The sequence below is a fragment of the Streptomyces sp. NRRL WC-3742 genome, from assembly GCF_000720635.1.
In the GTDB taxonomy this organism is placed as follows: Bacteria; Actinomycetota; Actinomycetes; order Streptomycetales; family Streptomycetaceae; genus Kitasatospora.
Window position 1 is genome coordinate 1 of record NZ_JOCF01000081.1, and the last position, 24,877, is coordinate 24,877.

The following is a 24,877-nucleotide window of genomic DNA, read 5'->3' on the forward strand; positions in this document are numbered from 1 at the left end:
CCCCGGCCGCGACGACCCGCCCACCATCGAGCTCGGCCCCCCGCTGCCCGACCCCTCCGCGCCGACCTACCCGTACCCGGCCCCCGGCCCCGGCGAGCCCCCCGGCCCGGTCTACGTCGTCGGCGACGTGCACGGCTACCTCGAGGAGCTTCGCGCCGAGCTCCACCACCAGGGCCTGATCGACGCCGAGGGCCACTGGTCCGCCGGCCGCGCCCGCATCTGGTTCCTCGGCGACTTCACCGACCGCGGCCCGGACGGCATCGGCGTCATCGACCTCGTCATGCAGCTCGCCGCCGAGGCCGCCGCCGCCGGAGGCTACTGCCGCGCCCTGATGGGCAATCACGAACTGCTCTTCCTCGGCGCCTCCCGCTACGGCGACGAGCCCGTGCAGTCCACCGCCGGCACCGCCTCCTTCCTCGCCGCCTGGCGGCTCAACGGCGGCCAGCAGAGCGACCTGGACCGCCTGGAGGCGCACCACGTCAGCTGGCTCTCCCGGCTGCCCGCCGTCGCGCTGGAGGACGACCACCTGCTGCTGCACTCCGACACCACCGCGTACCTGGAGTACGGCGAGTCCATCCCCGACGTCAACGACGCCGTGCACAGCCTGCTCGCGGACGGCAGCGTGGACGAGTGGTGGGACTGCTTCCGCCGCTTCACCAAGCGCTTCGCCTTCCGCGGCGAGGCCGGGCCGATGGCCGTCCACGAGCTGCTCGACACCTACGGCGGCACGCGCATCGTGCACGGGCACAGCCCCATCCCGTACCTGACCGGCGCCGTGCACGCCGACGACGGACAGCCGCCGCACATCCCCGGGCCGTACGTGTACGCCGACGACCTGGCCGTGGCCATGGACGGCGGCGTCACCATGGAGGGGCGCCTCCTCGTCGCCCGACTTCCCGTCAACTGAGAAGGCCGTCCGAACAGTTGTTCCCGGCGCTCGGGCCGCCGCACGCGCGCGGCCCGGGGCGCGAAATTCCGGAAACCGACTGTCAAGTCGGCGGGGCACGCCCCTAACATGAGGCACGTCACACCCGGCCGCCCGTCCGGTGGCCCGCCTCCGTGCCCGTCCCGGCCTCCCCGAGGGCCCCGCCCCTCGCCGAACCGGCCCGGGTCTGCCCGAACGGGGTCCCCATGTCCAACCCCCCGCCCCTGCTCGCCGAGGACCGCCCCGAGTACGAGCGCCTGCTCGGCGAAGCCCTGCGCGACAGCACCGTCCTCACCGCACTGCGCGCTCCCGGCGCACTCACGGCCGCCGAACTGCGCGTGCACGCGCTCCGCGACGCCGACCGGATAGCCGCGGCCGCCGCCGAGGAGTACGAGCGCTACACCGCGCTGCGCGAGAGCCTGCGCAACACCCCGCCGCCGCCCGCCGGCACCGAACCCACCGCCCCCGCGCTGCTCTCGCAGCTGCGCTCCTCGGGCGGCGGCGCCGGACTGTTCCCGGTGCTCACCGTCCTCACCCCGATCCTCGCCTGGACGGCGGCCGTCGCCCTGCTGCTGCTCGGCTACCTGGTCCGGGCCGCCGACCCCTCGGCCGCCCTCGCCGGCCCGCTGATCACCGCGGGCTGGACGGCCCTGGCCGCCGGGGTCGCGGCGATGGCGGTCGGCATCATCGGGCTCGTCCTCACCGCGCTGCGGGACGGCTCGGCGGCCACCCCGGTCGGCACCGACCGGCAGCAGGCCGCCGAACTCGCCCGCGCCCGGCGCGAATGGCGCACGGCCCTGCGCGAGCGCGGACTGCTGCCCTACCTCCACTCCGCCCTGCCCGCCGTCCCCGGCGGGCCCCCGCACTTCAGCAGCCCCGGCTTCAGCTCACCCTCGTACAGCAGCCCCGACTTCACCGGCCCGGACGACCCCGGGCTCGGCAAGTCCGGGCCGACCGGCTACACCCCGCCCGCCTTCACCGGCCCCGACGAGGTCGGCTGACCAGCGGCCGCAGCCTCAGGCCGGGTACGGAGCCGCCGCCCTGGCGTTCTTCAGCGCGCCCGCCCACCAGGACAGTTGGTCGAGCAGCACCTTGGCGTACCCGGCCGCGTTCGGGTCGGTCGGCCTCCCGTCCTCCCAGGCCGTGAAGTAGTTCGGGAAGGCCAGGCCGTCCCGGATCGTCACCGCGTGCAGCTCGGTCAGCACGTTCTCCAGGTGCAGCACCGCGTGCCGCCCGCCCGCCGCGCCGCCGTAGCTGACGAAGGCGACCGGCTTGGCCGTCCACTGGGTGAAGTGCCAGTCGATGGCCGCCTTCAGCGAGGCCGGGTAGCTGTGGTTGTACTCCGGGGTGACGATCAGGAACGCATCCGCGCCCTCCAGCGCCTCGGTCAGCCGCGCCATCCCCGCCGGGCGGGGGTAGTCGTCACCCGCGAACTTCGGCGAGGAGGACGGCAGCGCCAACGGCAGCTCCACCTCCGCCAGATCCACCACCTCCACCTCGAACCCCCCGTGCTCGGCGGCCCGTTCGGCCACCCACGAGGACACCACCGGGCCGAAACGCCCCTCCCGGACGCTTCCGACGACGACCACCAGCCTGTGCGCACCACTCTTCGTGTTCTCCATGGCCACCACCCTGCGCCCGGTCCCCGGGCCCGACCAGACCGTGCCCGGGCTGGCCCCAGCAGGGCCACCCTCCGGGCGGGCCGCGCCCGTACGCTGATCGTCATGGGGACACCACTGGGGGACTTCGTCCGAGCCAAGCGCGACAGCATCCAGCCCGAGACCCTGGGCCTGCCCGACCACGGCCGCCGCCGCTCGCCCGGGCTGCGCCGCTCCGACCTCGCCGTCCGCGCGGGCATCAGCGTCGAGTACCTGACCCGGCTGGAGCAGGGCCGCGACCGCAACCCCTCCACCGCCGTCGTCAACGCGCTCTGCGACGCCCTCAGCCTCGACCCCGCCGAGCGGGAACACATCCGCTACCTCACCAAGATCACCGGCGGCACCTGCCCCAGCCACGTACGCCCCGCACCGCCCAGCCGCGAGATCCGCGCCACCGTCCGCGAGACCCTCCGGCTCCTCGAACCCGGCATCGCCGCGATCACCAACCGCCTCGGCGAGATCCTCGCCCACACCAGCGGCTACGCCGCCGTCCTCGGCGCCTCCGGCCTCCTCGACCACCCCGCGCCCAACCTCACCCGCTACGTCTTCACCGACCCCCGCGCCCGCGACCTCTTCCCCGACTGGGACGAGGTCGCCGACGAGCAGGCGTTCGACCTCTGGCTCGGCCCCTCCGCCGAGAGCTCCGAGTGGCTCAGCACCGAACTCGCCCCCGTCGCCGGCCCCGAGTTCACCCGCCGCCTCGGCAACCACCTCGTCCCCGCCCGCGGCCCGCTGCGGCTGCGCCACCCCTCGGGCCCGGAGCTCCTCCTCGACCGCGAGGTCCTCGACCTCGCCGCCGACCGCCAGCAGATCGTCGTCCTCCTCCCCGCCGACGAGCCCACCGCCGCCCACCTCGCCGACCTGCTGCGCCCCGCACCGCACCGCCTGCGCTCCGTCTCCTGACCCGGCCCACGCCGAGGGCGCCACACCCCGACGCCAGGATCCGCCCCGAGATCGGGTTGAATGTGTCGCAGTCGTGGGGGCCAACGGAGGTTGTGTCCCGACCTTCCAACGGAGACCACATGACGCACGCAGCCGGACGCCCGGCCACCACGGAGAGACCGCTGTCACCCCTCGCGAAGCCCGCGGTGCGGCTGGCCCTGCTGGTCGGCATCGGGATCGTCGCGCTGGGCCTGCGCGCCGCCATGCTGCACTGGAAGTCGCTGGACTTCGACGTCTTCCTGCTTCGCTGGTACGAGACCATGAAGCACAACGGCGGCTTCCACGCCCTCAAGGACTCCAGCTTCGCGGACTACAACGTCCCGTACCTGTACCTGATGGCCGCGCTGACCTACCTCCCGATCGGGCCGCTCGCCGGGATCAAGGCCATCTCCATCGCCTTCGACCTGCTCCAGGCGTTCTTCGTGTTCCGCATCGTCGCCCTGCGCTACCCGCGCCGCGACGCCTGGCAGCCGTTCGCGGCGGCGCTGCTCGTCCTGGTGATGCCCACCGTCGCCGTCAACAGCGGCTGGTGGGCACAGGCCGACGGGATCTACACCTCGTTCGTGGTCGGCGCCGTCTACTTCGTCCTGGCCCACCGTCCCTGGTGGGCCTGCTCGATGCTCGGCTTCGCGCTCGCGTTCAAGCTGCAGACCGTCTTCGTCTTCCCGTTCCTGCTGGTCGTGCTGGTCACCCGGCGCGTGCTGTGGCGCAGCCTGCTCGCGATCCCCGCGGTCTACCTGGCCCTGGACATCCCGGCGTTCCTGCTCGGCGCCGAACCGGTCAAACTGATGACGGTCTACACCCGGCAGGCCGACTCCTACCCGCAGCTGACCCTCAACGCGCCGTCGCTGTACCAGTTCGTGAAGGCCCCGGCCGACCCGCACCACCTCGACACCGTCCGCAGCACGGGCGTCCTCGCCGCCGGTGCCGTCGTGGTCGTCCTGATCGCCCTGGCCGTGCTCTCCCGCACCGGCCGCCTGGCCCTGCGCAACGGCGCGGCCCGCCCCACCCTCACCCAGAACCAGGTCCTGCTCACCGCCGTCGCCTCGGCGATCACGGTGCCGTTCCTGCTGCCGTCCATGCACGACCGCTACTTCTACATCGCGGACGTCCTCAGCGTGCTCGCCGCCTTCTACCTGCCGCGCCGGCTCTGGTTCGCCCCGATCCTGGTCCAGGTCGCCTCCTTGTCCAGCTACCTGCCGTTCCTGCGGCCGAAGACCCTGGCGACGATGATGGACTACCAGTGGTCCACCCACGTCTGGGAGCTGGTCGCCGCCTCCATGGGCGCCGCGGGCCTCGCCGTCCTCGTGGTGACGGCCCTCGAGTACCGTCGGCTCCCGGCCGAACCCGCGACCGACGCCGCCGTCCCCTCCCCGCGCGACTCCCAACTCATCGCCCCCTGACCCCGCCTGCCCCGAGGGCGGCCGAACCGGGAACCCCCGGTGCGGCCGCCCTCGCCTTTATGTTTTTGGACAAGGTCTCCCACTCCCTTTCCGCGCCTCAGCGCCACTTCCCTATGGATTTCGGCCAACACATCAGCGAGCCCATTCCTTCCGGTGAATTGGATGGCGGACGAACCTCCTGCATTGGATCGGACAGAACCTAATGAACAACAACAACCGCTCCTTGAGCTGCAGTTGGTCGCTCGTTATAGAACGGTAATAAAGTTTGTGTTGGTAGGCCGACAAGCCTCCTGTAAAAATCTTCGCATCGCAGCCGCCGGGCCCGCACCCAAAGTGCCGGGCCGACCTCGGTGTATGTCTGCCATTGATTTCCAGGGGGAAATCACTCATGTTCACGAACCCGTCCACTCGTCGTTCCCGTGTGCTCGCCGCCGCGACTGTGGTGGCCGCCATCGGCGCCGCCACCCTCACCCCGGCGGCCGCCTTCGCCAGCACCACCGCGACCGGCACCGCGCCGCTGGTGGCCTCCCTGACGCAGAACGCCGGACAGGCCACGCTGACCCGTACGGGCAGCGGCGCGGACCTGACGCTGACCGTCACCAACAACTCCGATGTGGCGCAGCCCTTCCACCCGGCCGTGAACGTCACGCCGGTGGGTGGCGCCAACCCGGTCGTGCCGAGCTGGGTCGACTTCAACGCGAAGGCGATCTCCGCCCCGAGCACCGACGTCATCCCCTCCTGGGACGCCAACAACAGCTTCTCCGGCGCTGTCGTGCCGACCAGCACCTACTCCAACTTCAAGGTTCCGGCCCACACCACCTACACCTGGGCCGTCAACGTCAAGGTGAAGGCCGCCCTCCCGGCCGCCGACACCGCCGTCAAGATCGACCTGGTCAACAACCAGAACGACAGCACCGTCACCGCCCCGGGCACCCTGGCGGTCGCGGCCCCCACCGGCGCCCTGTTCCAGAACTTCTCGAACCTCTGGGGCACCGTCTCCGCCTCGACCCCGTTCACGACCGATGTCACCGTGACCAACAACGGCGCGCCGATCAACGCGCCGATCAACCCCGCCCTGCACTGGGGCAACGGCGCCGTCACCGCCCCGGTCAGCCTGAAGCTGGACGTCCTCCAGGGCGGCAGCTGGACCCCCGTCGCCGGTACCAACAGCACCTGGCAGCTGCCCGGCCTCACGGGCCTCGGCAAGGGCCAGAGCCAGACCTACAAGGTCCGCCTCTCCCTCGGCACCGGCGGTGCCTCGATCTTCGCCGCCGGCACGCTCAGCCTCCTCCCGAGCACCGGCCAGTTCCCCGTCGACACCGACATCACCTCCTCGGTGGCCGTCAACGCCCTCGGGTAACAAGCCCCAAAAACCCGGTGCCCCGGACAGCCACAGCTGTCCGGGGCACCGCATGTGGTGGCGCGTCGGGTCAGTCCACCTCGGCGAGGATCTTCACCGAGGGCGGCTCGGCGAGCAGGGCACTCGAGAGCTCGAGGGACCGAGCCAGGTGCGGGCTCGCCAGATGCGCCTCGAGCGCCTCACGGTCGACCCACTCCTCCACGGCCACCCAGGCACGCGGATCGTCCGGGTCCACGTAGTTGCGGTAGGAGAGGCAGCCCGGCTCGGCCAGACTGGCCTCGGCCATCGACCGTGCCTGCGCCCGCATGTGATCCTCCATCCCGGGCTTGGCCTTCAACACCGCGATCACGCTTATGGTCCTGGACAAGGTCTTCCGCTCACTTCCCGTACTCCGACGCTGCGGTCGGTCGTCAGTCAACCAGCGGGAGGTAGACCTTGTTCCCCTGGGCGGCGAACTCGGCGGACTTCTCGGCCATGCCGGCAAGGGCCTCGGCGTCGAACTCGGTGGCGACGGCGCTGGAGCCGTCGCCGTGCTCGTCGCGGATCTTCTGGGAGATCTTCATCGAGCAGAACTTCGGGCCGCACATGGAGCAGAAGTGCGCGGTCTTGGCGGGTTCGGCGGGGAGGGTCTCGTCGTGGAAGTCGCGGGCGGTCTCCGGGTCGAGGGCCAGGTTGAACTGGTCCTCCCAGCGGAACTCGAAGCGGGCGTCGGAGAGGGCGTCGTCCCATGCCTGGGCGCCGGGGTGGCCCTTGGCGAGGTCGGCGGCGTGGGCGGCGATCTTGTAGGTGATCACGCCGGTCTTGACGTCGTCGCGGTTGGGCAGGCCCAGGTGCTCCTTGGGCGTGACGTAGCAGAGCATCGCGGTGCCCCACCAGGCGATCATGGCCGCGCCGATGCCCGAGGTGATGTGGTCGTAGCCGGGGGCGACGTCGGTGGTGAGGGGGCCGAGGGTGTAGAACGGCGCCTCGTCGCAGATCTCCTTCTGGAGATCCATGTTCTCCTTGATCTTGTGCATCGGGACGTGGCCCGGGCCCTCGATCATCACCTGGACGTCGCGCTCGCGGGCGATCCGGCCGAGCTCACCGAGGGTCTGCAGCTCGGCGAACTGCGCCTCGTCGTTGGCGTCGGCGATGGAGCCGGGGCGCAGGCCGTCACCGAGGGAGAAGGTGACGTCGTAGGTGGCCAGGATGTCGCAGAGTTCCTCGAAGTTGGTGTAGAGGAAGTTCTCCTGGTGGTGCGCGAGGCACCAGGCCGCCATGATCGAGCCGCCGCGCGAGACGATGCCGGTCTTGCGGCGCGCGGTGAGCGGGACGTACCGCAGCAGCACGCCGGCGTGGACGGTCATGTAGTCGACGCCCTGCTCGCACTGCTCGATGATCGTGTCCCGGTACACGTCCCAGCTGAGCTCCTCGGCCCTGCCGTCGACCTTCTCCAGCGCCTGGTAGAGCGGCACGGTGCCGATCGGCACGGGGGAGTTGCGCAGGATCCACTCGCGGGTGGTGTGGATGTTGCGGCCGGTGGAGAGGTCCATGACGGTGTCGGCGCCCCAGCGGGTGGCCCAGGTCATCTTCTCCACCTCCTCCTCGATCGAGGAGGTGACGGCGGAGTTGCCGATGTTGGCGTTGATCTTCACCAGGAAGTTGGTGCCGATGATCGCCGGCTCGACCTCCGGGTGGTTCACGTTGACCGGGATGACGGCCCGGCCGCGGGCCACCTCGGCGCGCACGTACTCGGGCTCCAGACCCTCGCGCAGGGCGACGAACTCCATCTCCGGGGTCACCACGCCCCGCCTGGCATAGGCGAGTTGGGTGACGGCGGCGCCGTCGCGGCCGCGCAGCGGGCGGCGCGGGCGGCCGGGGAAGACGGCGTCGAGGTTGCGCAGGTCGCCGCCGCGCGGGGAGGTGTGCTTGATGCCGTCGTCCTCGGGGCGCGCCTCGCGGCCGTCGTACTCCTCGACGTCGCCGCGCTGGCGGATCCAGGAGTCGCGCAGCGGCGGCAGGCCGCGCCGCACGTCGGGCTCGTAGGACGGGTCGGTGTACGGGCCGGAGGTGTCGTACAGCGGGACGGTCCGGCCGTTGGTGAGGACCACCTCGCGGTACGGGACGCGCAGGTCGGGGCGGGACCCTTCGCGGTGGGCCTTGCGCCAGGCCGGGGTGGGGTAGCCGGTGCGGGTGCTGTTGGGGGCGGCAGCGGGGGCGCCCTGGGCAGACTGCGGCTGTGCTTCGAACGTGGTCATCGGACCTCATACTCCCTACGCCGGCATTACCCGGTCAGGTTCCTGCGGTCGACGCAGCCGTCGGTCCGTCCGTCGACGTCCCGGTCAGCGCCCTCTCAGCCCGGTGCTCCGAGCTCCCGCGTCGCAGGCGGTGTTGCCTGCACATGACGCCCAACACCGTAGCGAGCCGATCCCCGCAGGTCCAGACGGCGTCGCCATCGAACACGGGGCCGAAGACACCCGGGGCCCGGCTCCCCGGGGTGCGGGGGCCGGGCCTCAGCGGCTCGGGCGTCGGGGCCGACGGCTCAGCTCCTGGCGGCCTTCTTCACCAGGATCACCACGGCGGCGGCGATGCCGACGACCACCAGCAGCTTGATGATGATGCTCAGCACAGCGCCGACGACGCCGAACACGAAGCCGACGATGTTCCAGGCCAGCACCAGGACCAGCACCGGGATGACGATGTTGCGCACCCAGGAGGGCAGCGACTTCCAGAGCTCAGCCATGTCGGTTCCTCTTCTCCCCTCGGGCCGGCTGCCGTCCGGTGCCGCATCCCGCTCGCTTTCGGTACTTCGATCGTACGGTGACCCCTGCACCGGAACGAGGCCCAACAGCCCGGAGAGAACCCGGATATCACCCCGACCCCGGCCCCCGGGGTCGCCCCCGAGAACCGCCCGCCCGAGGCCCCGGAACAGGCTCCGGACGCGGCTCCGCGCAGGTCAGACCGGCCAGCGCTCCCCGCGCCAGGCCGCGTCCCAGAACATCCACTCGTACCGCGAGGTCGTCGTGAAGTGCTCGACCACCCTGCGGCGTTCGGCCGGGGAGATCTCCTCGCCGAGCCGGTCGGTGAGCTCCAGCACCCGCCGCACCACGGACTGGAACGCCTCGTCCCCGTACGTGGAGATCCACTTGGCGTACAGCGGGTCGGGGGAGCCCTGGGCGAGCAGCGCCTCGCCGACGCGGGCGTAGATCCAGTAGCAGGGCAGCACCGCGCCGACCGCCTCGGCGAAGGAGCCGCCGTACACGGTGGCCAGCAGGTAGCTGGTGTAGGCCCGGGTGGTGGGCAGCACCGGCTCGGCGGCGGCCTGTTCGGCGCTGCCGCCGAAGGCGGTGAGGAACTCGGCGTGCATGCCCTGCTCGGCCGCGAGCGCGCCGATCGCGTCGTCCGCGAACGCCCGGACCTCCTCCTCGCCCGGCGCCTTGGCGGCGCAGAGGGCGAGGGCGCGGGCGTAGTCGCGCAGGTAGTGCGAGTCCTGGACGACGAAGTGGCGGAACGCCTCCCGGGGGAGGGTGCCGTCGGTGAGGCCGCCGAGGAAGGGGTGGGCGAGGATCTCGGCGTAGATCGGCTCGATCGACGCCCAGAGCTCTTCGGTGAGGCTGGGGCTGGGGCTGGGGGTCATGCCGGCAACCCTAGGAGGTCAGTCCTCGGGGGGCGAGAAGACCACCAGCACCCGCAGTTCCTCGGTGATGTGGTGGAAGCGGTGCGGGGTTCCGGCGGGCACGTACACGACGGTGCCGCGCCCGACCGTCGCGGTCTCGGCGCCCACGGTCAGCTCGGCCCGGCCGCTGATCACCTGGTAGATCTCGTCCTGGTCGTGCGCGGTCTGGGTGTCGGTCGCGCCGGGGGAGAGGGCGTACAGCCCCGCGGACATCCGCGGCTCGCGCAGGAAGCGCAGGTACGCGCCGTCGTTGGCCGCCCGTTCGTCGTCCAACTCGTCCAGCCGGAACAGCTTCACCGTCGTACCCCTCCGTTTCGCGCCCGTCCGTCCACCTCCGGGACCAGGGGCATTCAACACCAACTCGTCCGGAGGGAGCTTCCCTGCGGCCCAAGGGCCTGCCAGGCTTGGGCGCCATGAAGGGTTTCGTCATCAAGACACTGATCAACGCGGCGGCCATCTGGGTCGCCGCCTGGATCGTCAGCGGCATCCAGCTCGCTCAGGGCAAGGCCGACTGGCAGCACAAGGCGCTGACGGTGCTCGGCGTCGCGGTCGTGTTCGGCGTCGTCAACTGGCTGATCAAGCCGGTCGTCAAGCTGTTCTCGTTCCCGCTGTTCATCCTCACCCTGGGCCTGATCACCTTCGTGATCAACGCCCTGATGCTGATGCTGACCTCGTGGGCGGCCCACAAGCTCGAACTGGACTTCCACGTCACCGGGTTCGTGGCGGCGCTGATCGGCTCGCTGATCATCAGCGTGGTCTCCTGGGGCCTGCACCTGGCCCTGGACGACGACTGACGACGGCCGCTGCACCGACGCGAGAGGGGCCTGCGCCCGGGTACGTCCACCGGGTACGGGCCCCTCCGTCGCGTCCGCTCCCTGTCCGTGTCGCGTCCGCGCCGTGTCCGCGCCGTGTCCGCGCCGTGTTCACGCCGCGAGGCGGGCTATCCCCGGCCGCTGAGGATGTCGGCGAGCTGGGCGTCCAGTTCCCGCGTGGTGATCTCCTGCCCCATGGGCACCAGCCGGTCGGTACGCGCCAGGAAGGCGATCAGCGGCGCCGCCGAGGACCGCAGCATGGCGTCACCGCCGGGGGCACGCAGGACGAGGCAGACCTCGCCGGGCTCCCCGCCGAGCGGGCGGATGTGCACGTCGCCCTCGCCGGAGGGCCGGGTGAGGCCGTCCACCACCAGCTCGCGGGCGAAGACCCAGGTGACGGGGTGGTCGCCGGGCAGGTGGAACGTGAAGCGGACGGCGTACGGGTCGCCGGGGTCGTACTCCAGGTCCACCACGATGCTGAACGTGAGCTCGGGGGAGACCACGAGACCCATCGCCAGGTGGCCCTGGACGGTCGTGCTGTGCTGCATGGCGCCAGTACCTCTCGCTCTGCCAGGTCGCGGAACGCCCTTGTCCCGCCGGCGGCCGGGCATGTTTTCGACGTTTTCGTGCAGTAGATCCACGGTTTCGTGCAACCAGTCCACATTGGACCCTCATCGTCCATGTTTGGGCAGGACGTGGACAAGGTGTGCTTTTTCAAATGGTGAACGAGAGTGAACCCCGTTCACAGGGGCTGTCAAGGGTGCCTCCTCCGCGCCCGCCCGCCGCCCAGCCCGCCGGTCAGAGCACGAACGCCGCGCTCATCGCCCCGACGCCCCGACGCAGTTGACCGGCCGCGTTGATCAGCCGGTCCGCAGGTGGTAGGTGGTGCCCAGGGGCAGGTCGGCGGCGCGGGCGAGCTGCTTGGCGGTGGCGCCGTGGCGGAATCCGCCGACCGCCTCCAGCAGGCGCAGCGCCCGCTGGACGGAGCCGATCAGGGTCGGACCCCGGCCCTGGCCCGCCGCGTCCACCGGCAGCTCTTCCACCGGCAGCTCCTCCGGGGGCCGCGCCCGTCTCGGACCGCTCCCGGACGGTTCCCCGCTCTGTTCCATGGCCAATCCAGCCCCCCGCCCCAGTCCCTCGCACAGGTCCGCGCCCAGCCCGGCCATGCGGAGCGCGGGCTCCGCTTCCTCCGGCGGCTGCCCATTGGAGCACAGCGGCGCCCCGAACGGACGCACCCACCCGGGTCGGCGTTTCGACGGCGCGTCCGCGCGGGAGACTCCCGCACAACGCTCCCGCCCCGGAGGTGGCCATGGGCACCGACAACCGCACTCCGCCACCGCGCCCGGTCGTGAAACGCACCGCCCGCGCGATCCTGCTGGAGCTGGACCGGGACGACCCGTACGGCCCGGCCTCGATCGTGCTGATCCGGCGGGTCCGGCCCGGTTCCCCGCACCCGTACTGGATCACGCCGGGCGGCGGGGTCGAGCGCGAGGACCGCACGGTGGTGGAGGCGCTGCACCGCGAGGTGTCCGAGGAGCTCGGCGGCAAGGTGGTGGACGTGGTGCCCGCCTTCGTCGACACCATCAGCCACACCCACCACGACGACGGCACGCTTCTGCACCCGCACGGGGTCAAGGTGCAGCACTTCTTCGTCTGCCGGCTGGCCTCGATGGACCTCAGCCGGCGCCACGGGCCCGAGGTGGACGAGCCGAACGGCGAGTACGAGGTGGTCCGGCTGCCGTTCACCCGCGAAGGCGTCACCTCGGTGAACATCGTCCCGCCCCGCCTGCGGGCGTACCTGGCGGCCAACATCGAAGGCGTCCGCGCCCTCCTGGCACCCGACCTCGCATAGGACGACCCGCCTTGGGCCCTCTCCGGGCGGACACGGCCTAACTGTTCTCCAGCCCGCCGACGAGGTCATGCCGGATGCGCTCGGCCGGCACCCCCGCGTGCAGCAGCACGCCCACGCCCCGGCGCACCATCGCGGGCGGCCCGCTGAGCACCGCGTCGCGGCCGGGCCAGGGGCCGAACCGGCCCACCACCTCGGGAAGTTCGCCGGTGAGCACGCCCGTGGCCGGGCCGGTGCCGGAGAGCACCGGGCGCACCGTCAGCCAGGGGTGGCGCCCGGCCAGCTCGCGCAGGCCGTCCAGTTCGTACAGTTCGGCGGCGCGGCGGGCCCCGTAGAACACCTCGACGCTGCGGCCGCCGTTCGGCCCGTGGGAGACGATCTCCTCGACCAGTGCCCGGACCGGCGCGATGCCGGTGCCGCCGGCCAGGCAGAGCAGGTCGGCCCCGGCGCGGTGGTCGACGGTCATCGAACCGGCCGCCGGGCCCAGCCGCAGGACGTCCCCGGGCGCGGCCCGGTGCACCAGCGCGTTGCTCACCCAGCCCGCCTGGACGGCCTTCACGTGGAAGGTCAGCAGCCCGTCCGGCCGGGGCGCGCTGGCGAAGGAGTAGTGCCGCCAGACCCTCGGCCACCAGGGCGTCTCCAGGCTGCAGTACTGCCCGGCGCGGTACGGGTACGCCTGGTCGGGGCGGACGGTGAGCACCGCGATGTCCCGGGTGGGGCGCTCGTGGCGCACCACCTCTCCCCGCCACCAGGGCGGAGAGGTGAGCGCGGCCTCCTCGGCGGCCTCGATCATGATCGTGGAGATCAGCAGGTAGGCGCGGCGCCAGGCCAGTTCGGTGTCGGCGTCCCACCGGGCGCCCGCGTACCGGGCGAGCGCCTGTACGAGGCATTCCCCGACCGGGGCGTAGTGGCCGGTCAGCGTGCCGTACCGGCGGTGGCCCCGGCCCAGCCCGGCGAGGTGCGCGCGCAGCGCCACCGGGTCCTCGGCGCCCCGGGCGGCGGCCAGCAGGGCGCGGAACAGGCGGTCGCGCTGGACGTCCATCGCGGCGGGGAAGAGCGAGCGGACCTCGGGGTGGTGCAGGAAGAGCAGCGCGTAGAAGTGCGCGGTGGCGCGGTCGGCGACGGGTTCGACGACGGCGAGGCTGGCCCTGATCAGCTCGATGTCCCGGGCGGTGATGGGCAGTTCGACGGCCGAGCCGACGGTCGCGGTGGCGAGCGGCACGACGGGGGTGGGCGCGGCGGGCTGCGCCGCCCAGGCGTGGCTCCAACTGTCACCGGGGCCCGCCCAGTTGAGCCCGGGAGCGTCGGTGAACAGGGGCTGGAAGGCGGAGGTGGTACCGGTGCCGATGCCGGTGGTCGCGGGCTGCTCGGGGTAGCTGGGCGCGGGGACGGCCGGCGGGTGGTCGGGCGGCTCCGGGATCACCGGGGCCACCGGTTCCCGCGCCGGTTCCGACACCGACCCCCGTGCCGGCTCCGACGCCAAATCCGGTGCCGGTTCCGTTGCCGGTTCCGCCGTGGCGACCGGTGCCGCCCCCGGCAGCCCCGGAACGGAGGAGACCCCCGCCGACCCGTGCCCGGTACGGATCAGAAGTGTTCTGCGGGACTTCACCGCGACATTTCGAGTACCCAAGAGAATCGTTTCGCCTCCGGCCGACCCAGCGTCACCACCTGGCTTCTCTGCTGACGCCTAGGCAGCGTGGCACGCCCGAAGTACTCATCCGACAAATCGCGCGAAGCCCGGACGCCCGGCCCCGGAACGCGCTACTCTCACTCGATCTGCGGTCGCCCTGTGTGCCGAGCAGCACACCCAGGGCGACCGCAGTGCGCCCTCACAGCTGCCGCAGCAGCATCCCCGGCTGCTCGACGCAGTCCGCGACGAACCGCAGGAAGCCCCCGGCCGTCCCGCCGTCGCAGACCCTGTGGTCGAAGGTGAAGGACAGCTGGGTGACCTCGCGCACCGCCAACTGCCCCTCGTGCACCCAGGGTTTGGCGACGATCCGGCCGACGCCGAGCATCGCCGCCTCCGGGTGGTTGAGGATCGGCGTCGAGCCGTCCACCCCGAACACCCCGTAGTTGTTCAACGTGAAGGTGCCGCCGGTCAGTTCGCCCGGCGTCAGCGAGCCCGCACGGGCGGACTCCGTCAACCGGCCCAACTCCTCGCCGAGTTGCTCGGTGCTGCGCACCTGCGCGTTCCGCACCACCGGGACGACGAGGCCCCGCTCGCCCTGCGCGGCGAAGCCCAGGTGCACCGCCTGGTGCCGGACGATGCCCGAACCGTCCTCCGTCACACTGGAGTTGAGCTCGGGGAAGCGCGCCAGCGCGACGGTGCAGATCCGGGCGAGCAGCGCCAGCACGCTCACCTTCGGCCCCGGCGTGGCGTTCAACTGCCGCCGAAGCGCCATCAGTTCGGTGGCGTCGGCGTCCACCCAGCAGGTCGCGGCCGGGATCTCCCGGTGGCTGCGGCTGAGCTTCTCCGCCACCGCCTTGCGCAGCCCGCGCAGCGGGACGACCTCCCCCACCGGGGCGGCCACCGCCGCGACGGCGGGAGCGGAGACCTTCACCGCGACCGCCCGTTCGACGTCCGCACGCATGATCAGCCCGTCCGGCCCGCTGCCCGCGAGCGCCGTCAGGTCGACGCCCTGCTCCCGGGCCAGCCGCCGCACCAGCGGCGAGATCACCGGCACCACCACGGGAGCGGCCGGAACCGCCTCGACGGCGGGAGCCTCGACGGGAGCCACGGCGGCGGGAGCCGCGACCACGGCCGTCGCACCGACCCGCCGCCGCCGACCACCCCTGCTCTCCGCGACCCCGTACCCCACCAACGGCCGCTCGACCTCCGAGGCCGAGGAAGCCGAGGAAGCCGAAGGGGCCGACGAAGCCGCAGGAGCCGCAGAATCCGCAGGAAACCCGCTCCCCGCCGCCGCCACCGCCACCGCCACCGCCACCAGGGGCGCGCCCACGGCGACCTCCTCGCCCACCTCCCCGTACCGCGCGGTCACCACCCCGCCGTACGGGCAGGGCACCTCCACCACGGCCTTGGCGGTCTCGACCTCCACCACCGGCTGGTCGACCGCGATCACCTCGCCGACCTCGACCATCCAGCGCACCACCTCCGCCCCGGTGAGCCCCTCACCGAGGTCGGGCAGCCGGAACTCTCGCACAACCGGCATCATCCTCAGTCCTCCCACTGCAGCCGGGCGACGGCGTCCAGAATCCGGTCCACCCCGGGCAGGTGGTGGTGCTCCAGCATCGGCGGCGGGTACGGCACGTCGAACCCGGTGACCCGCACCACCGGCGCGGCCAGGTGGTGGAAGCAGCGCTCGGTGACCCGCGCGGCGATCTCCGCGCCCGTGCCGCCGAAACCGCTCGCCTCGTGCACCACCACGGCCCGCCCGATCGAGCGCACCACCCGGCAGACCGTCTCGTCGTCGAAGGGGACCAGCGTGCGCAGGTCCAGCACCGCGAGGTCGTACCCCTCGGCCTTCGCCGCCTCGGCCGCCTCCAGGCAGACCGGCAGCGAGGGCCCGTACGTGATCAGCACGGCGGAGGTGCCGGTGCGCCGCAGCACCGCGCGCCCGATCGGCTCCACCGGCGCCGCCGGGTCGAACTCCGCCTTGCCCCAGTAGAGCCGCTTGGGCTCCAGGAAGACCACCGGGTCGTCGGAGGCGATCGAGGCCCGCAGCAGCCCGTACGCGTCGGCCACCGTGCCGGGGGTGACGACGTGCAGGCCGGGGGTGCTCGTGTAGTACGCCTCGGAGGCGTCGCTGTGGTGCTCGACGCCGCCGATGCCGCCGCCGTACGGGATGCGGACGGTGATCGGCAGCGGGAGCCGGCCCGCCGTGCGGTTGCGCATCTTGGCGACGTGCGAGAACAGCTGCTCCAGCGCCGGGTAGGCGAAGGCGTCGAACTGCATCTCGACCACCGGGCGCAGCCCGTACATCGCCATGCCGATCGCGGTGCCGAGGATCCCGGCCTCGGCGAGCGGGGTGTCCAGGCAGCGGTCGGGGCCGAACTCGGCGGTCAGGCCGTCGGTGATCCGGAAGACGCCGCCGAGCGCGCCGACGTCCTCGCCGAGCACGTGCACCGTCGGGTCCTCGCGCATGGCGTCGCGCAGCGCGGAGTTGAGCGCCTGCGCCATGCTGGCGGTGCGTGTGGGGGCGGCCGTGCTCATCACCGCGCCACCTCCGGGGTCTCCGCCTCGGCGGCGAGCTCGGCGGCCAGCTGGGCGGCCTGCTCCCGCAGCTGCGGGGTCTGCTCGGCGTAGACGTGGGCGAACAGCGCCATCGGGTCGAGCTCGGGTTCCACGTGGAACTCCGCACGCATCCGCGCTGCCAGCTCCTCGGCCTCGTCGGCCGCCCGCTGCACCAGCTCGTCGTCCAGGAGGCCGAGGTCGCGCAGCGCGCGGTCCATCAGCAGGATCGGATCGTGCTCCCGCCAGGCGGCCACCTCGGGCTCGTCCCGGTAGCGGGTGGCGTCGTCGGCGTTGGTGTGCGCCTCGATCCGGTAGGTGAGCGCCTCGACGAGGGTCGGACCGCCGCCGCTGCGGGCGCGCTCGACGGCCTCGCCGAGGACGGAGTGCACCGCGGGCGCGTCGTTGCCGTCGACCAGCCGCCCGGCCATGCCGTAGCCGACCGCCTTGTGCGCCAGGGAGGGCGCGGCGGACTGCGCGCTGAGCGGGACGGAGATGGCGTAGCCGTTGTTCTGCACCAGGAAGACCACCGGCGCCCGGAGCACGGCCGCGAAGTTCAGCGCCTCGTGGAAGTCGCCCTCGCTGGTGCCGCCGTCGCCGAGCATGGCGAGCGCGACCAGCGGCTCACCGCTCAGCCGGGCGGCGTGCGCGAGGCCCACGGCGTGCGGGGCCTGGGTGGCGAGCGGGGTGCAGAGCGGGGCGGTACGGGTGGCGCGCGGGTCGTAGCCGGTGTGGGCGTTGCCGCGCAGCAGGGTGAGCGCCTCCAGCGGGTCGACGCCCCGGGAGACCACGGCGAGGGTGTCGCGGTAGCTGGGGAAGAGCCAGTCGTGCTCGCGCAGCACCAGCGCGGCGGCCACCTGGCAGGCTTCCTGGCCGGTGGAGGCCGGGTAGACGGCGAGGCGGCCCTGCTTGGTGAGGGTGGTCGCCTGCTGGTTGTAGCGGCGGCCGATCACCAGGCGCCGGTACAGCTCGCGCAGCAGCGCCGGGTCCTGCTTCTCCAGCACGGGGGTGCCGATGGCGCGGACGGGGGAGACGTCCGGGAGGAAGGGGGCCGGGTCGGTGCGCGGGGCGGTGGCTCCGGGCAGCCAACCGGGTACGCCCGTGTGGTGTCTGTGGTCGAGAACGGTCATCTCGGGGCACCTCCTGGGTTGGCGGGGGCTCCCTACCGATTGTTCGGTCGTCTGTTCATCTTGACCAGAAGCGTGACAAGGTGGTGGACAATCGGCCCGAAGGGCGGTCGACTGATGGCAGTGCGTCCAAACGGTGAGGGTGGGGGGTCATGTCGGCTGAACAGATGTCCAGACTCGACCGGGTCGACCGGTCGATCCTGCGGCTGCTGCAGCAGGACGGCCGCGCCTCCATCCGCTCGGTGGCCGAGCGGGTGCACGTGTCCCGGGCGAACGCCTACGCCCGGATCTCCAGGATGGTCGAGGACGGCATCATCCGCGGCTTCACCGCCAGGGTGGACCACGAACGGGCAGGTCAAGGCGCGTCCGCGTACATCACCCTGAAAATCGTCCAGAACTCCTGGCGCACCGTGCGCGAGCAGCTGCTGGAACTGCCCGGGGTCGCCCACATCGCCCTGGTCGGCGGGGACTTCGACGTCCTGCTGCTGGTGCACACCGCCGACAACCACGCCCTGCGGGAGCTGGTGCTCAACCGCATCCAGTCCATCCCGCAGGTGCTCGGCACCCGCACGATGCTGGTCTTCGAGGAGACCGACCAGGTGCCGCCCGACTGAGCCGACTAACGCGCCCGCAGCCCGTCGAAGGCCAGGTGCACCACCGCGTCGGCCACGCCGTCCGCGGCCTTCAGGCCCGGCCGGTACCACTCCACGATCGAGTTGATCATCCCGAACAGCAGCCGGGTGGCCAGCCGCGGCTCCACGTCCGCCCGCAGCGCGCCGTCCGCGACGGCCGCCCGCAGCAGCTCCGCCACCTGGTGGTCGAACTCGCGCCGCCGCTCCAGCGCCCACTGCTCGGTCACCGTGTTGCCGCGCACCCGCAGCAGCAGCGTCACGTACGGCAGCTCCTCCAGCAGCACCTCGGCGGTGCGCCGCACCACGTGCTCCAGCCGCTCCACCGCCGGGCCCTGCATGGCCGCCGGCTCGGCGAGGATCGCGGACAGCCCGTCCAGCGCCCGCCCGACCGCCAGCCGCAGCAGTTCCTCCTTGCCGCGCACGTGGTGGTAGATCGACGACTTGGAGATCCCGGCCGCCCGCGACAGGTCCTCCATGGACGTGCCGTCGTAACCCCGCTCGTTGAACACGTCGACGGTCACCGCGAGCAGCGACTCGACGGTGTAGGCGGTGCGCGTGGTGTGGTCGGCCATCCTCCGAGTATCCCCGGACGCCTGCGGGCACACGCGGTCGGGTCCGCTCCGAACCCTGGACGATCGGCTCCGAGCGCAGGGCGTCTCCGCCGATTCACGTCGGATCAGCGCGCGGCGGGAATCCTCGGACACGCCCTAGACTCTGCGGACGATCGTCCACGTCCAGCGAGCTGGAGCCACGGCTGATGAACCCAATACCGGCAGTCGCCTCCGACACCCCCGAGCAGCGCGGAGGGGAGACGGAAGGCGTCCCGGACACGTGGCAGGAGCGCGCCCGCGCCCTGGTGATCCGCTTCGGCCCCGCCGTGTGGTGCTACGCCCTGCTCAAGCTGGTCGGCTTCACCGTCTTCATGAAACTGCTCTCCTTCTCCGGCGAGTACGCGAAGAAGCCGGCCCGCTTCGGCGGCGGCACCAACCCCTGGGACGTCCTGGCCAGCTGGGACGGCTGGTGGTACCAGCAGGTGGCCCAGTTCGGCTACCACCCGGCCCTCGTCCCGGTCCCCGGCGCGACCAGCGGGTTCATGGTCGAGCAGAACTCCGCCGCCTTCTTCCCGCTGTACCCGGGCCTGATGCGGCTGACCTCGGACGTCACGGGCCTGGGCCTGTACGGCGCCGGGATGCTGGTCTCGGTGGTGGCCTCGCTGTTCGCCGCCGCCGGGATCTACGCCGTGGTGGAGAAGCTGTCCGGCAACACCCGGGCGGGCGTGATCGCGGCCGGGATCTGGGCGGTCGCCCCGGGCTCGGGCGCCGAGTGGGCGATCTACTCGGACTCGACCTTCGTCGCCCTGGCCACCTGGGCCTGCTACTGCGTGATGACCAAGCGCTGGGTGGCCGCCGGGGCGATCACCCTGGTCGCCGGGCTCAACCGGCCGACGGCCGCCGCCCTGATCGGCGCGGTGGGCCTGGCCGCGCTGGTCGAGCTGTGGCGGCGCGACAGCGGCGTGCTGCGCCCGCTGGCCGGGATGCTGCTGGCGCCGCTGGGCCTGCTGGGCTACGTGGCGTGGGTGGGCTGGCGCACGGGCGAGTGGGGCGGCTACTTCCGGCTGCAGCACGACGCCTGGTTGCACTACTTCGACTGGGGCCAGGGCACCTGGGCCGCCATGCGGGGCGTGCTGCTGGGCCGCACCGACTACCCGTTCGCCTTCCCGGTGCCGGACCTCTTCGCCACCCTGATCGTGTTCAGCCTGCCGGTGCTGATCGCCCTGCTGATCCGGCTGCGCCCGCCGCTGGTGCTGACCGCCTACACCCTGGCCACCATCGTCTCGGTGCTCGGGAGCCTCGGCATCTTCGGCAACGTCTCGCGCTACCTGCTGCCGGCGTTCCCGCTGTTCGTGCCGCTGGCGATCGGGATGCGCAAGCTCAGCTGGCCGGTGCTGGCCACCGTGCTGGGCACCGCGGCGATCGCCTCCGGCTGGTACGGCGGCTACATGATCTTCGAACTCGGCGTGCCGTAAAGAGCTGCGGGAAGAGCTGCGGGAAGAGCTGCGGGAAGAGCCACGCGAAGAACCGCAGGAAGAGCCACGCGAAGAGCCGCTGACGACAGGGGCGCGTCCCACCCGGACGCGCCCCTTCGCGCTGCCCGGAATCAATCCCCCACGCCCCCTTTCGCCGACCGATCGTTCGGTTACTCTGTGACGTGTCCCCTTCCTCCACCTGAGGAGCGCACATGTCCGCAGCGGTCACCCACCCCGTCGTCGCCGAGCTGGTCGAACGCCACCAGGCCACCCTGGACGCCGCCCTCGACGCCGCCGCCAAGCGCGACTACTGGTCGCCGTACCCCGAGTTCCCGAAGGCTTACGGCGAGAACGGCCCCGCGGACGGCAAGGCGGCCTTCGACGCCCTGCTCGGCGTGCCCTTCGCCCTCGAGGGCCACCCCACCGACGGCGACCTCGTCGGCGGAGAGGCGTCCCCGTACGGCGTCGAGCTCGGCATCACCTACCCGCACGCCGGCGCCGACGCCCTGATCGCCGCGCTGCGCGCCGCCCGGCCCGCCTGGGCCGCCGCCACCCCGCTGGAGCGCGCCGCCGTCAGCCTGGAGATCCTGCACCGGATCAACGCCCGCTCCCACGAGTTCGCCCAGGCCGTCATGCACACCACCGGCCAGGCGTACGGCATGGCCTTCCAGGCCGGCGGCCCGCACGCCCAGGACCGCGGGCTGGAGGCCGTCACCTACGCCTACGCCGAGCAGACCCGGCTGCCCCAGCAGGCCGACTGGACCAAGCCCCAGGGCAAGCGCGACCCGCTGGTGATGACCAAGCAGTTCACCGTGGTCCCGCGCGGCCTCGCCCTGCTGATCGGCTGCAACACCTTCCCGACCTGGAACGGCTACCCGGGCCTGTTCGCCTCCCTCGCCACCGGCAACCCCGTGCTGGTCAAGCCGCACCCCCGCGCCGTCCTGCCGCTGGCGCTGACCGTGCGCATCGCCCGCGAGGTGCTCGCCGAGAGCGGATTCGACCCCAACCTGGTCTGCCTGGCCGCCGAGCACGAGGGCGGCACCGTCGCCCAGACCCTCGCCGTGCACCCCGAGGTGAAGCTGATCGACTACACCGGCTCCACCGCCTTCGGCGACTGGCTGGAGGAGAACGCCCGCCAGGCGCAGGTCTACACCGAGAAGGCCGGCGTCAACGCGGTGGTGATCGACTCCACCGACGACTACAAGGGCATGCTCGGCAACCTGGCCTTCGCCCTGTCCCTCTACAGCGGCCAGATGTGCACCACCCCGCAGAACCTGCTGATCCCCCGCACCGGCATCACCACCGACCAGGGCGACAAGTCCTACGACCAGGTCGTCGCCGACCTCGGCGCCGCCATCGAGGGCCTGCTCTCCGACGACGCCCGCGCCGCCGCCATCCTGGGCGCGGTCGTCAACCCCGGCGTGCTCCAGCGCTCGGCCGCCGCGGCCGGCGGCGAGTACGGCGAACTCGCCCTCGCCCCCCGCGCGGTGACCTCGCCGGAGTTCCCCGGCGCCACCGTGCGCACCCCCGCCCTGGTCAAGCTCGACGCCGACAAGCCGGACGACCGCGCCGTGCTGCGCAGCGAGTGCTTCGGCCCGGTCTCCTTCGCCGTCGCCGTCGAGGACACCGACGCCGCCGTGGAGCTGCTGCGCACCACCGTCCGCGACAAGGGCGCCATGACGGCCACCGGCTACACCACCTCGCCCGAGGTGGAGGCCCGCCTGGTCGCCGCCGTCCTGGACGCCGGCGTCTCGCTCTCGCTCAACCTGACGGGCGGCGTCTACCCCAACCAGACCGCCGCCTTCTCCGACCTGCACGGCACCGGCGCCAACCCGGCCGCCAACGCCGCGTACTGCGACGGCGCCTTCGTCGCCAACCGGTTCCGCACGGTGGAGATCCGCCGCCCGGCCTGATCCCCACCCCACGAAAACCGGGCCCCCGGGCGGTCGCACCGACCACCCGGGGGCCCGGTGGTTCACAGCCGGTACGCCGACCGCGATGATGGACCCTGGGAGCACGCCCGGGAACAGCGTGCAACCACCCTCCGAACACCGGGAGCTGACAGATGGCCGTGAAGCCGACGACCGAAACCGACGTCCTGATCGTCGGTGCCGGGCCCACCGGACTGCTGCTGGCAGGCGATCTCGCCGCCGCCGGGGTCGGCGTCACCGTCCTGGAGAAGCGCGGCGCCGAGTCCAACCTCACCCGGGCCTTCGCCGTGCACGCCCGCACCCTCGAACTCCTCGACGCCCGGGGCCTCGCCGACGCCCTCATCGCCACCGGCCGCCCGCTCACCGAGCTGCGGATGTTCGGCCGCTTCGGCGTCGACCTCTCCGTCCTGCCGACGCGCTTCCCGTTCGTCCTGATCACCCCGCAGTACAACGTCGAGCGCCTGCTGCAGGAGCGCGCCGAGAAGGCCGGCGCCACCGTGCTGCGCGGCGCCGAGGTCACGGGCCTGCGCCAGGACGCCGAGGGCGTCACCCTGGAGACCGGCGACGGCGGCGTCCACCGCGCCCGGTACGCGGTCGGCACCGACGGCGTCCGCTCGGCCGTCCGCGAGCTGCTCGGCATCCCGTTCCCCGGCGAGTCGGTGGTCGACTCGGTGATGCTCGCCGACGTCCGCCTGGCCAACGAGCCCGCCGACGGGATCACCGCCGGGGCGGGCGCCAAGGGCTTCGCCTTCGTGGTGCCCTTCGGCGACGGCTGGTACCGGCTCATCGCCTGGGACCGCACCGAGCGGCTCCCCGACGGCGCCGTCCCCTCGCCCGAGCACCTGGCGGCCGTCGCCCAGGAGGCCCTGGGCGAGGACCTGGGCCTCGGCGAGGTCCGCTGGAGCTCCACCTTCCACAGCGACGAGCGCCAGGCCCCCAACTACCGCTCCGGGCGCGTCTTCCTGGCCGGCGACGCCGCCCACTGCCACTCCCCGGCGGGCGGCCAGGGCATGAACACGGGCCTCCAGGACGCCGCCAACCTCTCCTGGAAGCTCGCCGCCGCCCTGCGGGGCCACGCCACCGACGCCCTGCTGGACACCTACCAGAGCGAGCGCCACCCCGTCGGCAAGATGGTCCTGCGCACCTCCGGCGCCCTGATCCGCATCGCCCTGGCCGAGTCCGCCCCCACCCGCGCCCTGCGCGGGGCACTCACCGCGCTGGGCGGCCACCTCGACCCGGTCACCGAGCGCGGCGCCCGTACGGTCTCCGGCATCGCCATCTCCTACCCCGCGCCCAAGGACGCCCACCCGCAGGTCGGCAAGCGTGTCCCGGACCTGCGGCTGACCGCCGTCACCAAGCCCGCGGACGACGATCCGGCCGGGCCCGAGCGGCTCTACGAGGCGCTGCGAGCAGGCAGGTTCGTCCTCGTCAGCAACGACGAGCAGACCGCCGCCGCCCCCTGGGCCGGTGAGCTGGTCACCGCCGCCCCCGCCGACCCGCACGGCAAGCTCCGCGACACCGTCCTGCTGATCCGCCCGGACGGCTACGTCGCCTGGGGCGCCGTCGACCCCGGCCACGGCGAGCTGCGCGAGGCCCTCACCGCCTGGCTCGGCAACCCCTCCGCCTGACACCCCTGACGACCTGACGCCGCTGACAACCCTGACGCCGCTGACGGGTCCCGCGTCCTCCGGCTCGGGACCCGCTCAGCCCTTCGCCCTCCCGTAGTGCCGGGCCGCCTTGGCCCGGTTCCCGCACACCGCCATCCGGCACCAGCGCCGCTTCCCGTTCTGCGAGGCGTCGAAGAAGTGCAGGATGCATGCCTCGTGCGCGCACTGCTTGAGCCGAGGAGCCCCCTGGGCGAGCAGGGCGAGGAGGTCGTCGGCCGCGAGCCAGGGCGCGAGCCACTGCGGCCCGTCCGTCTCCGTCCGGTCCTCGGGCCCGCCGGGGCCGGCGGTGCGCCGCAGGCGCCCGTGGTCGAGCACCGCGTCCAGACCCGAACGCGCGCCCGGGCCCAACTCGCCCTGGTCCTGCAGGTCTTGAAAGGCGAGGCCGATCGCCTCCCGGGTCTGGAGGATCGCCGCCAGCCCGGCCTCGTCGGCCGTGCAGCGCCCGTCGAGGCCGTTCGAGGAGAGCCAGATCCCGTACCCCTGGACGCCGTCCAGCAGGTCGTTGACGGGTGTGCCGGCCCAGCGCGTGTTGAGGAGGTCGAGCGCGAGCGGCTCGCCGATCAGGGGGCGGGGGTCGCGGGGGTCCGGGGTCACGTCAACCATCCTGCCACCGCCTGCCACTGCGGCCATTCACTGAATGAAACCCCGCTCTTTCGCCATGTCCACACTTGACTGTTCTTTAGCAACCAATTGCCCAATCA

General features: G+C 72.5%; 24 protein-coding genes, 1 pseudogene and 1 riboswitch. Of the genes and pseudogenes, 11 read left to right on the plus strand and 14 right to left on the minus strand.

The window, feature by feature from the left end; all coding sequences use genetic code 11:
* Both IH61_RS0133775 and IH61_RS0133780 read left to right on the plus strand, forming a co-directional pair.
* Positions 1-907, plus strand: a 907-nt coding sequence (locus tag IH61_RS0133775; protein ID WP_031076984.1) for a metallophosphoesterase, incomplete at its 5' end; no start/stop codon positions are given.
* Positions 908-1,131: 224 nt separating this feature from the next.
* The gene (locus IH61_RS0133780) at positions 1,132-1,926 is read left to right on the plus strand and encodes a hypothetical protein (RefSeq protein ID WP_031076986.1); all 795 of its coding nucleotides are present in this window, start codon (positions 1,132-1,134) and stop codon (positions 1,924-1,926) included.
* Between the two features lie 15 nt (positions 1,927-1,941).
* Here IH61_RS0133780 and IH61_RS0133785 read toward each other — a convergent pair whose 3' ends face one another.
* Positions 1,942-2,547, minus strand: a complete 606-nt coding sequence (locus tag IH61_RS0133785) for an NADPH-dependent FMN reductase (protein WP_031076987.1) — start codon at positions 2,545-2,547, stop codon at positions 1,942-1,944.
* Positions 2,548-2,649: 102 nt separating this feature from the next.
* Between IH61_RS0133785 and IH61_RS0133790 the strand changes: the two genes are divergently transcribed.
* The 3 genes from IH61_RS0133790 (at position 2,650) to IH61_RS0133800 (ending at position 6,288) form a co-directional block, all read left to right on the plus strand.
* Complete coding sequence (locus tag IH61_RS0133790; protein WP_031076989.1) at positions 2,650-3,486, plus strand: helix-turn-helix transcriptional regulator; 837 nt, start codon at positions 2,650-2,652, stop codon at positions 3,484-3,486.
* A gap of 119 nt (positions 3,487-3,605) precedes the next feature.
* Positions 3,606-4,928: a DUF2029 domain-containing protein gene (locus tag IH61_RS0133795; RefSeq protein WP_051838521.1), complete on the plus strand. Its 1,323-nt coding sequence runs from the start codon at positions 3,606-3,608 to the stop codon at positions 4,926-4,928.
* A gap of 388 nt (positions 4,929-5,316) precedes the next feature.
* On the plus strand, positions 5,317-6,288 hold the full coding sequence (locus IH61_RS0133800) for a hypothetical protein (RefSeq protein ID WP_158845595.1): 972 nt from the start codon (positions 5,317-5,319) through the stop codon (positions 6,286-6,288).
* Between the two features lie 70 nt (positions 6,289-6,358).
* Here IH61_RS0133800 and IH61_RS0133805 read toward each other — a convergent pair whose 3' ends face one another.
* The 5 genes from IH61_RS0133805 to IH61_RS0133825 all read right to left on the minus strand — a co-directional run bounded on the left by IH61_RS0133805 (position 6,359) and on the right by IH61_RS0133825 (position 10,240).
* Positions 6,359-6,655 (minus strand): putative quinol monooxygenase, encoded by a 297-nt coding sequence (locus IH61_RS0133805; RefSeq protein ID WP_031076994.1) that lies wholly within the window; start codon positions 6,653-6,655, stop codon positions 6,359-6,361.
* Between the two features lie 43 nt (positions 6,656-6,698).
* On the minus strand, positions 6,699-8,525 hold the full coding sequence (gene thiC / locus IH61_RS0133810; RefSeq protein WP_031076996.1) for a phosphomethylpyrimidine synthase ThiC: 1,827 nt from the start codon (positions 8,523-8,525) through the stop codon (positions 6,699-6,701).
* Positions 8,521-8,655: riboswitch (TPP riboswitch) on the minus strand. (Overlaps the previous gene by 5 nt.)
* A gap of 154 nt (positions 8,656-8,809) precedes the next feature.
* On the minus strand, positions 8,810-9,010 hold the full coding sequence (locus IH61_RS0133815; RefSeq protein ID WP_031076997.1) for a DUF5326 family protein: 201 nt from the start codon (positions 9,008-9,010) through the stop codon (positions 8,810-8,812).
* A gap of 213 nt (positions 9,011-9,223) precedes the next feature.
* Positions 9,224-9,904, minus strand: coding sequence for a thiaminase II (tenA, locus tag IH61_RS0133820; protein WP_031076999.1), 681 nt, complete (start codon positions 9,902-9,904; stop codon positions 9,224-9,226).
* A gap of 18 nt (positions 9,905-9,922) precedes the next feature.
* On the minus strand, positions 9,923-10,240 hold the full coding sequence (locus tag IH61_RS0133825; protein WP_031077000.1) for a cupin domain-containing protein: 318 nt from the start codon (positions 10,238-10,240) through the stop codon (positions 9,923-9,925).
* Positions 10,241-10,356: 116 nt separating this feature from the next.
* Here IH61_RS0133825 and IH61_RS0133830 point away from each other — a divergent pair, with 116 nt between their 5' ends.
* A complete protein-coding gene (locus IH61_RS0133830) occupies positions 10,357-10,737 on the plus strand; it encodes a phage holin family protein (protein ID WP_031077002.1) in 381 nt (126 codons plus the stop codon).
* A gap of 146 nt (positions 10,738-10,883) precedes the next feature.
* On the opposite strand, the gene IH61_RS0133835 is transcribed toward IH61_RS0133830, so the two are convergent.
* Together IH61_RS0133835 and IH61_RS0133840 are read right to left on the minus strand one after the other, a co-directional pair.
* Positions 10,884-11,303: an SsgA family sporulation/cell division regulator gene (locus IH61_RS0133835; RefSeq protein ID WP_031077004.1), complete on the minus strand. Its 420-nt coding sequence runs from the start codon at positions 11,301-11,303 to the stop codon at positions 10,884-10,886.
* A gap of 324 nt (positions 11,304-11,627) precedes the next feature.
* Positions 11,628-11,864 (minus strand): annotated as a pseudogene (locus IH61_RS0133840) (helix-turn-helix domain-containing protein); the annotation flags it as partial.
* Between the two features lie 200 nt (positions 11,865-12,064).
* On the opposite strand from IH61_RS0133840, the gene IH61_RS0133845 reads away from it, so the two are divergent.
* Positions 12,065-12,607 carry an NUDIX domain-containing protein gene (locus IH61_RS0133845; RefSeq protein WP_031077007.1) on the plus strand — a complete coding sequence of 181 codons (543 nt, stop codon included), beginning with the start codon at positions 12,065-12,067 and terminating at the stop codon, positions 12,605-12,607.
* A 37-nt stretch (positions 12,608-12,644) separates the two neighbouring features.
* On the opposite strand, the gene IH61_RS0133850 is transcribed toward IH61_RS0133845, so the two are convergent.
* The 4 genes from IH61_RS0133850 to pdhA form a co-directional block, all read right to left on the minus strand.
* Entirely contained in the window at positions 12,645-14,027 is a 1,383-nt protein-coding gene (locus IH61_RS0133850) for a globin domain-containing protein (RefSeq protein ID WP_234327445.1), read from the minus strand.
* A gap of 406 nt (positions 14,028-14,433) precedes the next feature.
* A complete protein-coding gene (locus tag IH61_RS0133855) occupies positions 14,434-15,774 on the minus strand; it encodes a dihydrolipoamide acetyltransferase family protein (protein ID WP_031077011.1) in 1,341 nt (446 codons plus the stop codon).
* Between the two features lie 5 nt (positions 15,775-15,779).
* Positions 15,780-16,775, minus strand: coding sequence for an alpha-ketoacid dehydrogenase subunit beta (locus IH61_RS0133860; protein WP_031077013.1), 996 nt, complete (start codon positions 16,773-16,775; stop codon positions 15,780-15,782).
* Positions 16,775-17,923, minus strand: a complete 1,149-nt coding sequence (gene pdhA, locus IH61_RS0133865; protein WP_031077016.1) for a pyruvate dehydrogenase (acetyl-transferring) E1 component subunit alpha — start codon at positions 17,921-17,923, stop codon at positions 16,775-16,777. Before pdhA ends, IH61_RS0133860 begins: the two co-directional genes overlap by 1 nt.
* Before the next feature lie 149 nt (positions 17,924-18,072).
* Between pdhA and IH61_RS0133870 the strand changes: the two genes are divergently transcribed.
* Positions 18,073-18,534 (plus strand): Lrp/AsnC family transcriptional regulator, encoded by a 462-nt coding sequence (locus IH61_RS0133870; RefSeq protein ID WP_030278207.1) that lies wholly within the window; start codon positions 18,073-18,075, stop codon positions 18,532-18,534.
* 5 nt (positions 18,535-18,539) lie between these two features.
* Here the strand turns inward: IH61_RS0133870 and IH61_RS0133875 are convergent, their stop codons facing one another.
* Positions 18,540-19,124, minus strand: a complete 585-nt coding sequence (locus IH61_RS0133875; RefSeq protein ID WP_031077018.1) for a TetR/AcrR family transcriptional regulator — start codon at positions 19,122-19,124, stop codon at positions 18,540-18,542.
* A gap of 185 nt (positions 19,125-19,309) precedes the next feature.
* On the opposite strand from IH61_RS0133875, the gene IH61_RS0133880 reads away from it, so the two are divergent.
* The 3 genes from IH61_RS0133880 (at position 19,310) to IH61_RS0133890 (ending at position 24,137) form a co-directional block, all read left to right on the plus strand.
* A complete protein-coding gene (locus IH61_RS0133880) occupies positions 19,310-20,578 on the plus strand; it encodes a glycosyltransferase family 39 protein (RefSeq protein ID WP_078911604.1) in 1,269 nt (422 codons plus the stop codon).
* A gap of 212 nt (positions 20,579-20,790) precedes the next feature.
* Positions 20,791-22,491, plus strand: a complete 1,701-nt coding sequence (paaN, locus tag IH61_RS0133885) for a phenylacetic acid degradation protein PaaN (protein ID WP_031077022.1) — start codon at positions 20,791-20,793, stop codon at positions 22,489-22,491.
* A 152-nt stretch (positions 22,492-22,643) separates the two neighbouring features.
* The gene (locus IH61_RS0133890; RefSeq protein ID WP_031077025.1) at positions 22,644-24,137 is read left to right on the plus strand and encodes an FAD-dependent monooxygenase; all 1,494 of its coding nucleotides are present in this window, start codon (positions 22,644-22,646) and stop codon (positions 24,135-24,137) included.
* Positions 24,138-24,212: 75 nt separating this feature from the next.
* Here the strand turns inward: IH61_RS0133890 and IH61_RS0133895 are convergent, their stop codons facing one another.
* Positions 24,213-24,770, minus strand: coding sequence for a CGNR zinc finger domain-containing protein (locus IH61_RS0133895; protein ID WP_420714037.1), 558 nt, complete (start codon positions 24,768-24,770; stop codon positions 24,213-24,215).
* Between the last annotated feature and the right edge of the window lie 107 nt (positions 24,771-24,877).

Excerpts from the sequence above, each read along its gene's own strand:
- IH61_RS0133890 (WP_031077025.1), top strand. The coding sequence starts at position 22,644 with ATGGCCGTGAAGCCGACGACCGAAACCGACGTCCTGATCGTCGGTGCC.
- IH61_RS0133855 (WP_031077011.1), bottom strand. The coding sequence starts at position 15,774 with ATGCCGGTTGTGCGAGAGTTCCGGCTGCCCGACCTCGGTGAGGGGCTC.
- IH61_RS0133880 (WP_078911604.1), top strand. The coding sequence starts at position 19,310 with ATGAACCCAATACCGGCAGTCGCCTCCGACACCCCCGAGCAGCGCGGA.
- IH61_RS0133835 (WP_031077004.1), bottom strand. The coding sequence starts at position 11,303 with ATGCAGCACAGCACGACCGTCCAGGGCCACCTGGCGATGGGTCTCGTG.
- IH61_RS0133780 (WP_031076986.1), top strand. The coding sequence starts at position 1,132 with ATGTCCAACCCCCCGCCCCTGCTCGCCGAGGACCGCCCCGAGTACGAG.
- IH61_RS0133800 (WP_158845595.1), top strand. The coding sequence starts at position 5,317 with ATGTTCACGAACCCGTCCACTCGTCGTTCCCGTGTGCTCGCCGCCGCG.
- tenA (WP_031076999.1), bottom strand. The coding sequence starts at position 9,904 with ATGACCCCCAGCCCCAGCCCCAGCCTCACCGAAGAGCTCTGGGCGTCG.
- IH61_RS0133845 (WP_031077007.1), top strand. The coding sequence starts at position 12,065 with ATGGGCACCGACAACCGCACTCCGCCACCGCGCCCGGTCGTGAAACGC.
- IH61_RS0133795 (WP_051838521.1), top strand. The coding sequence starts at position 3,606 with ATGACGCACGCAGCCGGACGCCCGGCCACCACGGAGAGACCGCTGTCA.
- IH61_RS0133870 (WP_030278207.1), top strand. The coding sequence starts at position 18,073 with ATGTCGGCTGAACAGATGTCCAGACTCGACCGGGTCGACCGGTCGATC.
- IH61_RS0133785 (WP_031076987.1), bottom strand. The coding sequence starts at position 2,547 with ATGGAGAACACGAAGAGTGGTGCGCACAGGCTGGTGGTCGTCGTCGGA.
- paaN (WP_031077022.1), top strand. The coding sequence starts at position 20,791 with ATGTCCGCAGCGGTCACCCACCCCGTCGTCGCCGAGCTGGTCGAACGC.
- pdhA (WP_031077016.1), bottom strand. The coding sequence starts at position 17,923 with ATGACCGTTCTCGACCACAGACACCACACGGGCGTACCCGGTTGGCTG.
- IH61_RS0133875 (WP_031077018.1), bottom strand. The coding sequence starts at position 19,124 with ATGGCCGACCACACCACGCGCACCGCCTACACCGTCGAGTCGCTGCTC.
- thiC (WP_031076996.1), bottom strand. The coding sequence starts at position 8,525 with ATGACCACGTTCGAAGCACAGCCGCAGTCTGCCCAGGGCGCCCCCGCT.
- IH61_RS0133830 (WP_031077002.1), top strand. The coding sequence starts at position 10,357 with ATGAAGGGTTTCGTCATCAAGACACTGATCAACGCGGCGGCCATCTGG.
- IH61_RS0133860 (WP_031077013.1), bottom strand. The coding sequence starts at position 16,775 with ATGAGCACGGCCGCCCCCACACGCACCGCCAGCATGGCGCAGGCGCTC.
- IH61_RS0133815 (WP_031076997.1), bottom strand. The coding sequence starts at position 9,010 with ATGGCTGAGCTCTGGAAGTCGCTGCCCTCCTGGGTGCGCAACATCGTC.
- IH61_RS0133790 (WP_031076989.1), top strand. The coding sequence starts at position 2,650 with ATGGGGACACCACTGGGGGACTTCGTCCGAGCCAAGCGCGACAGCATC.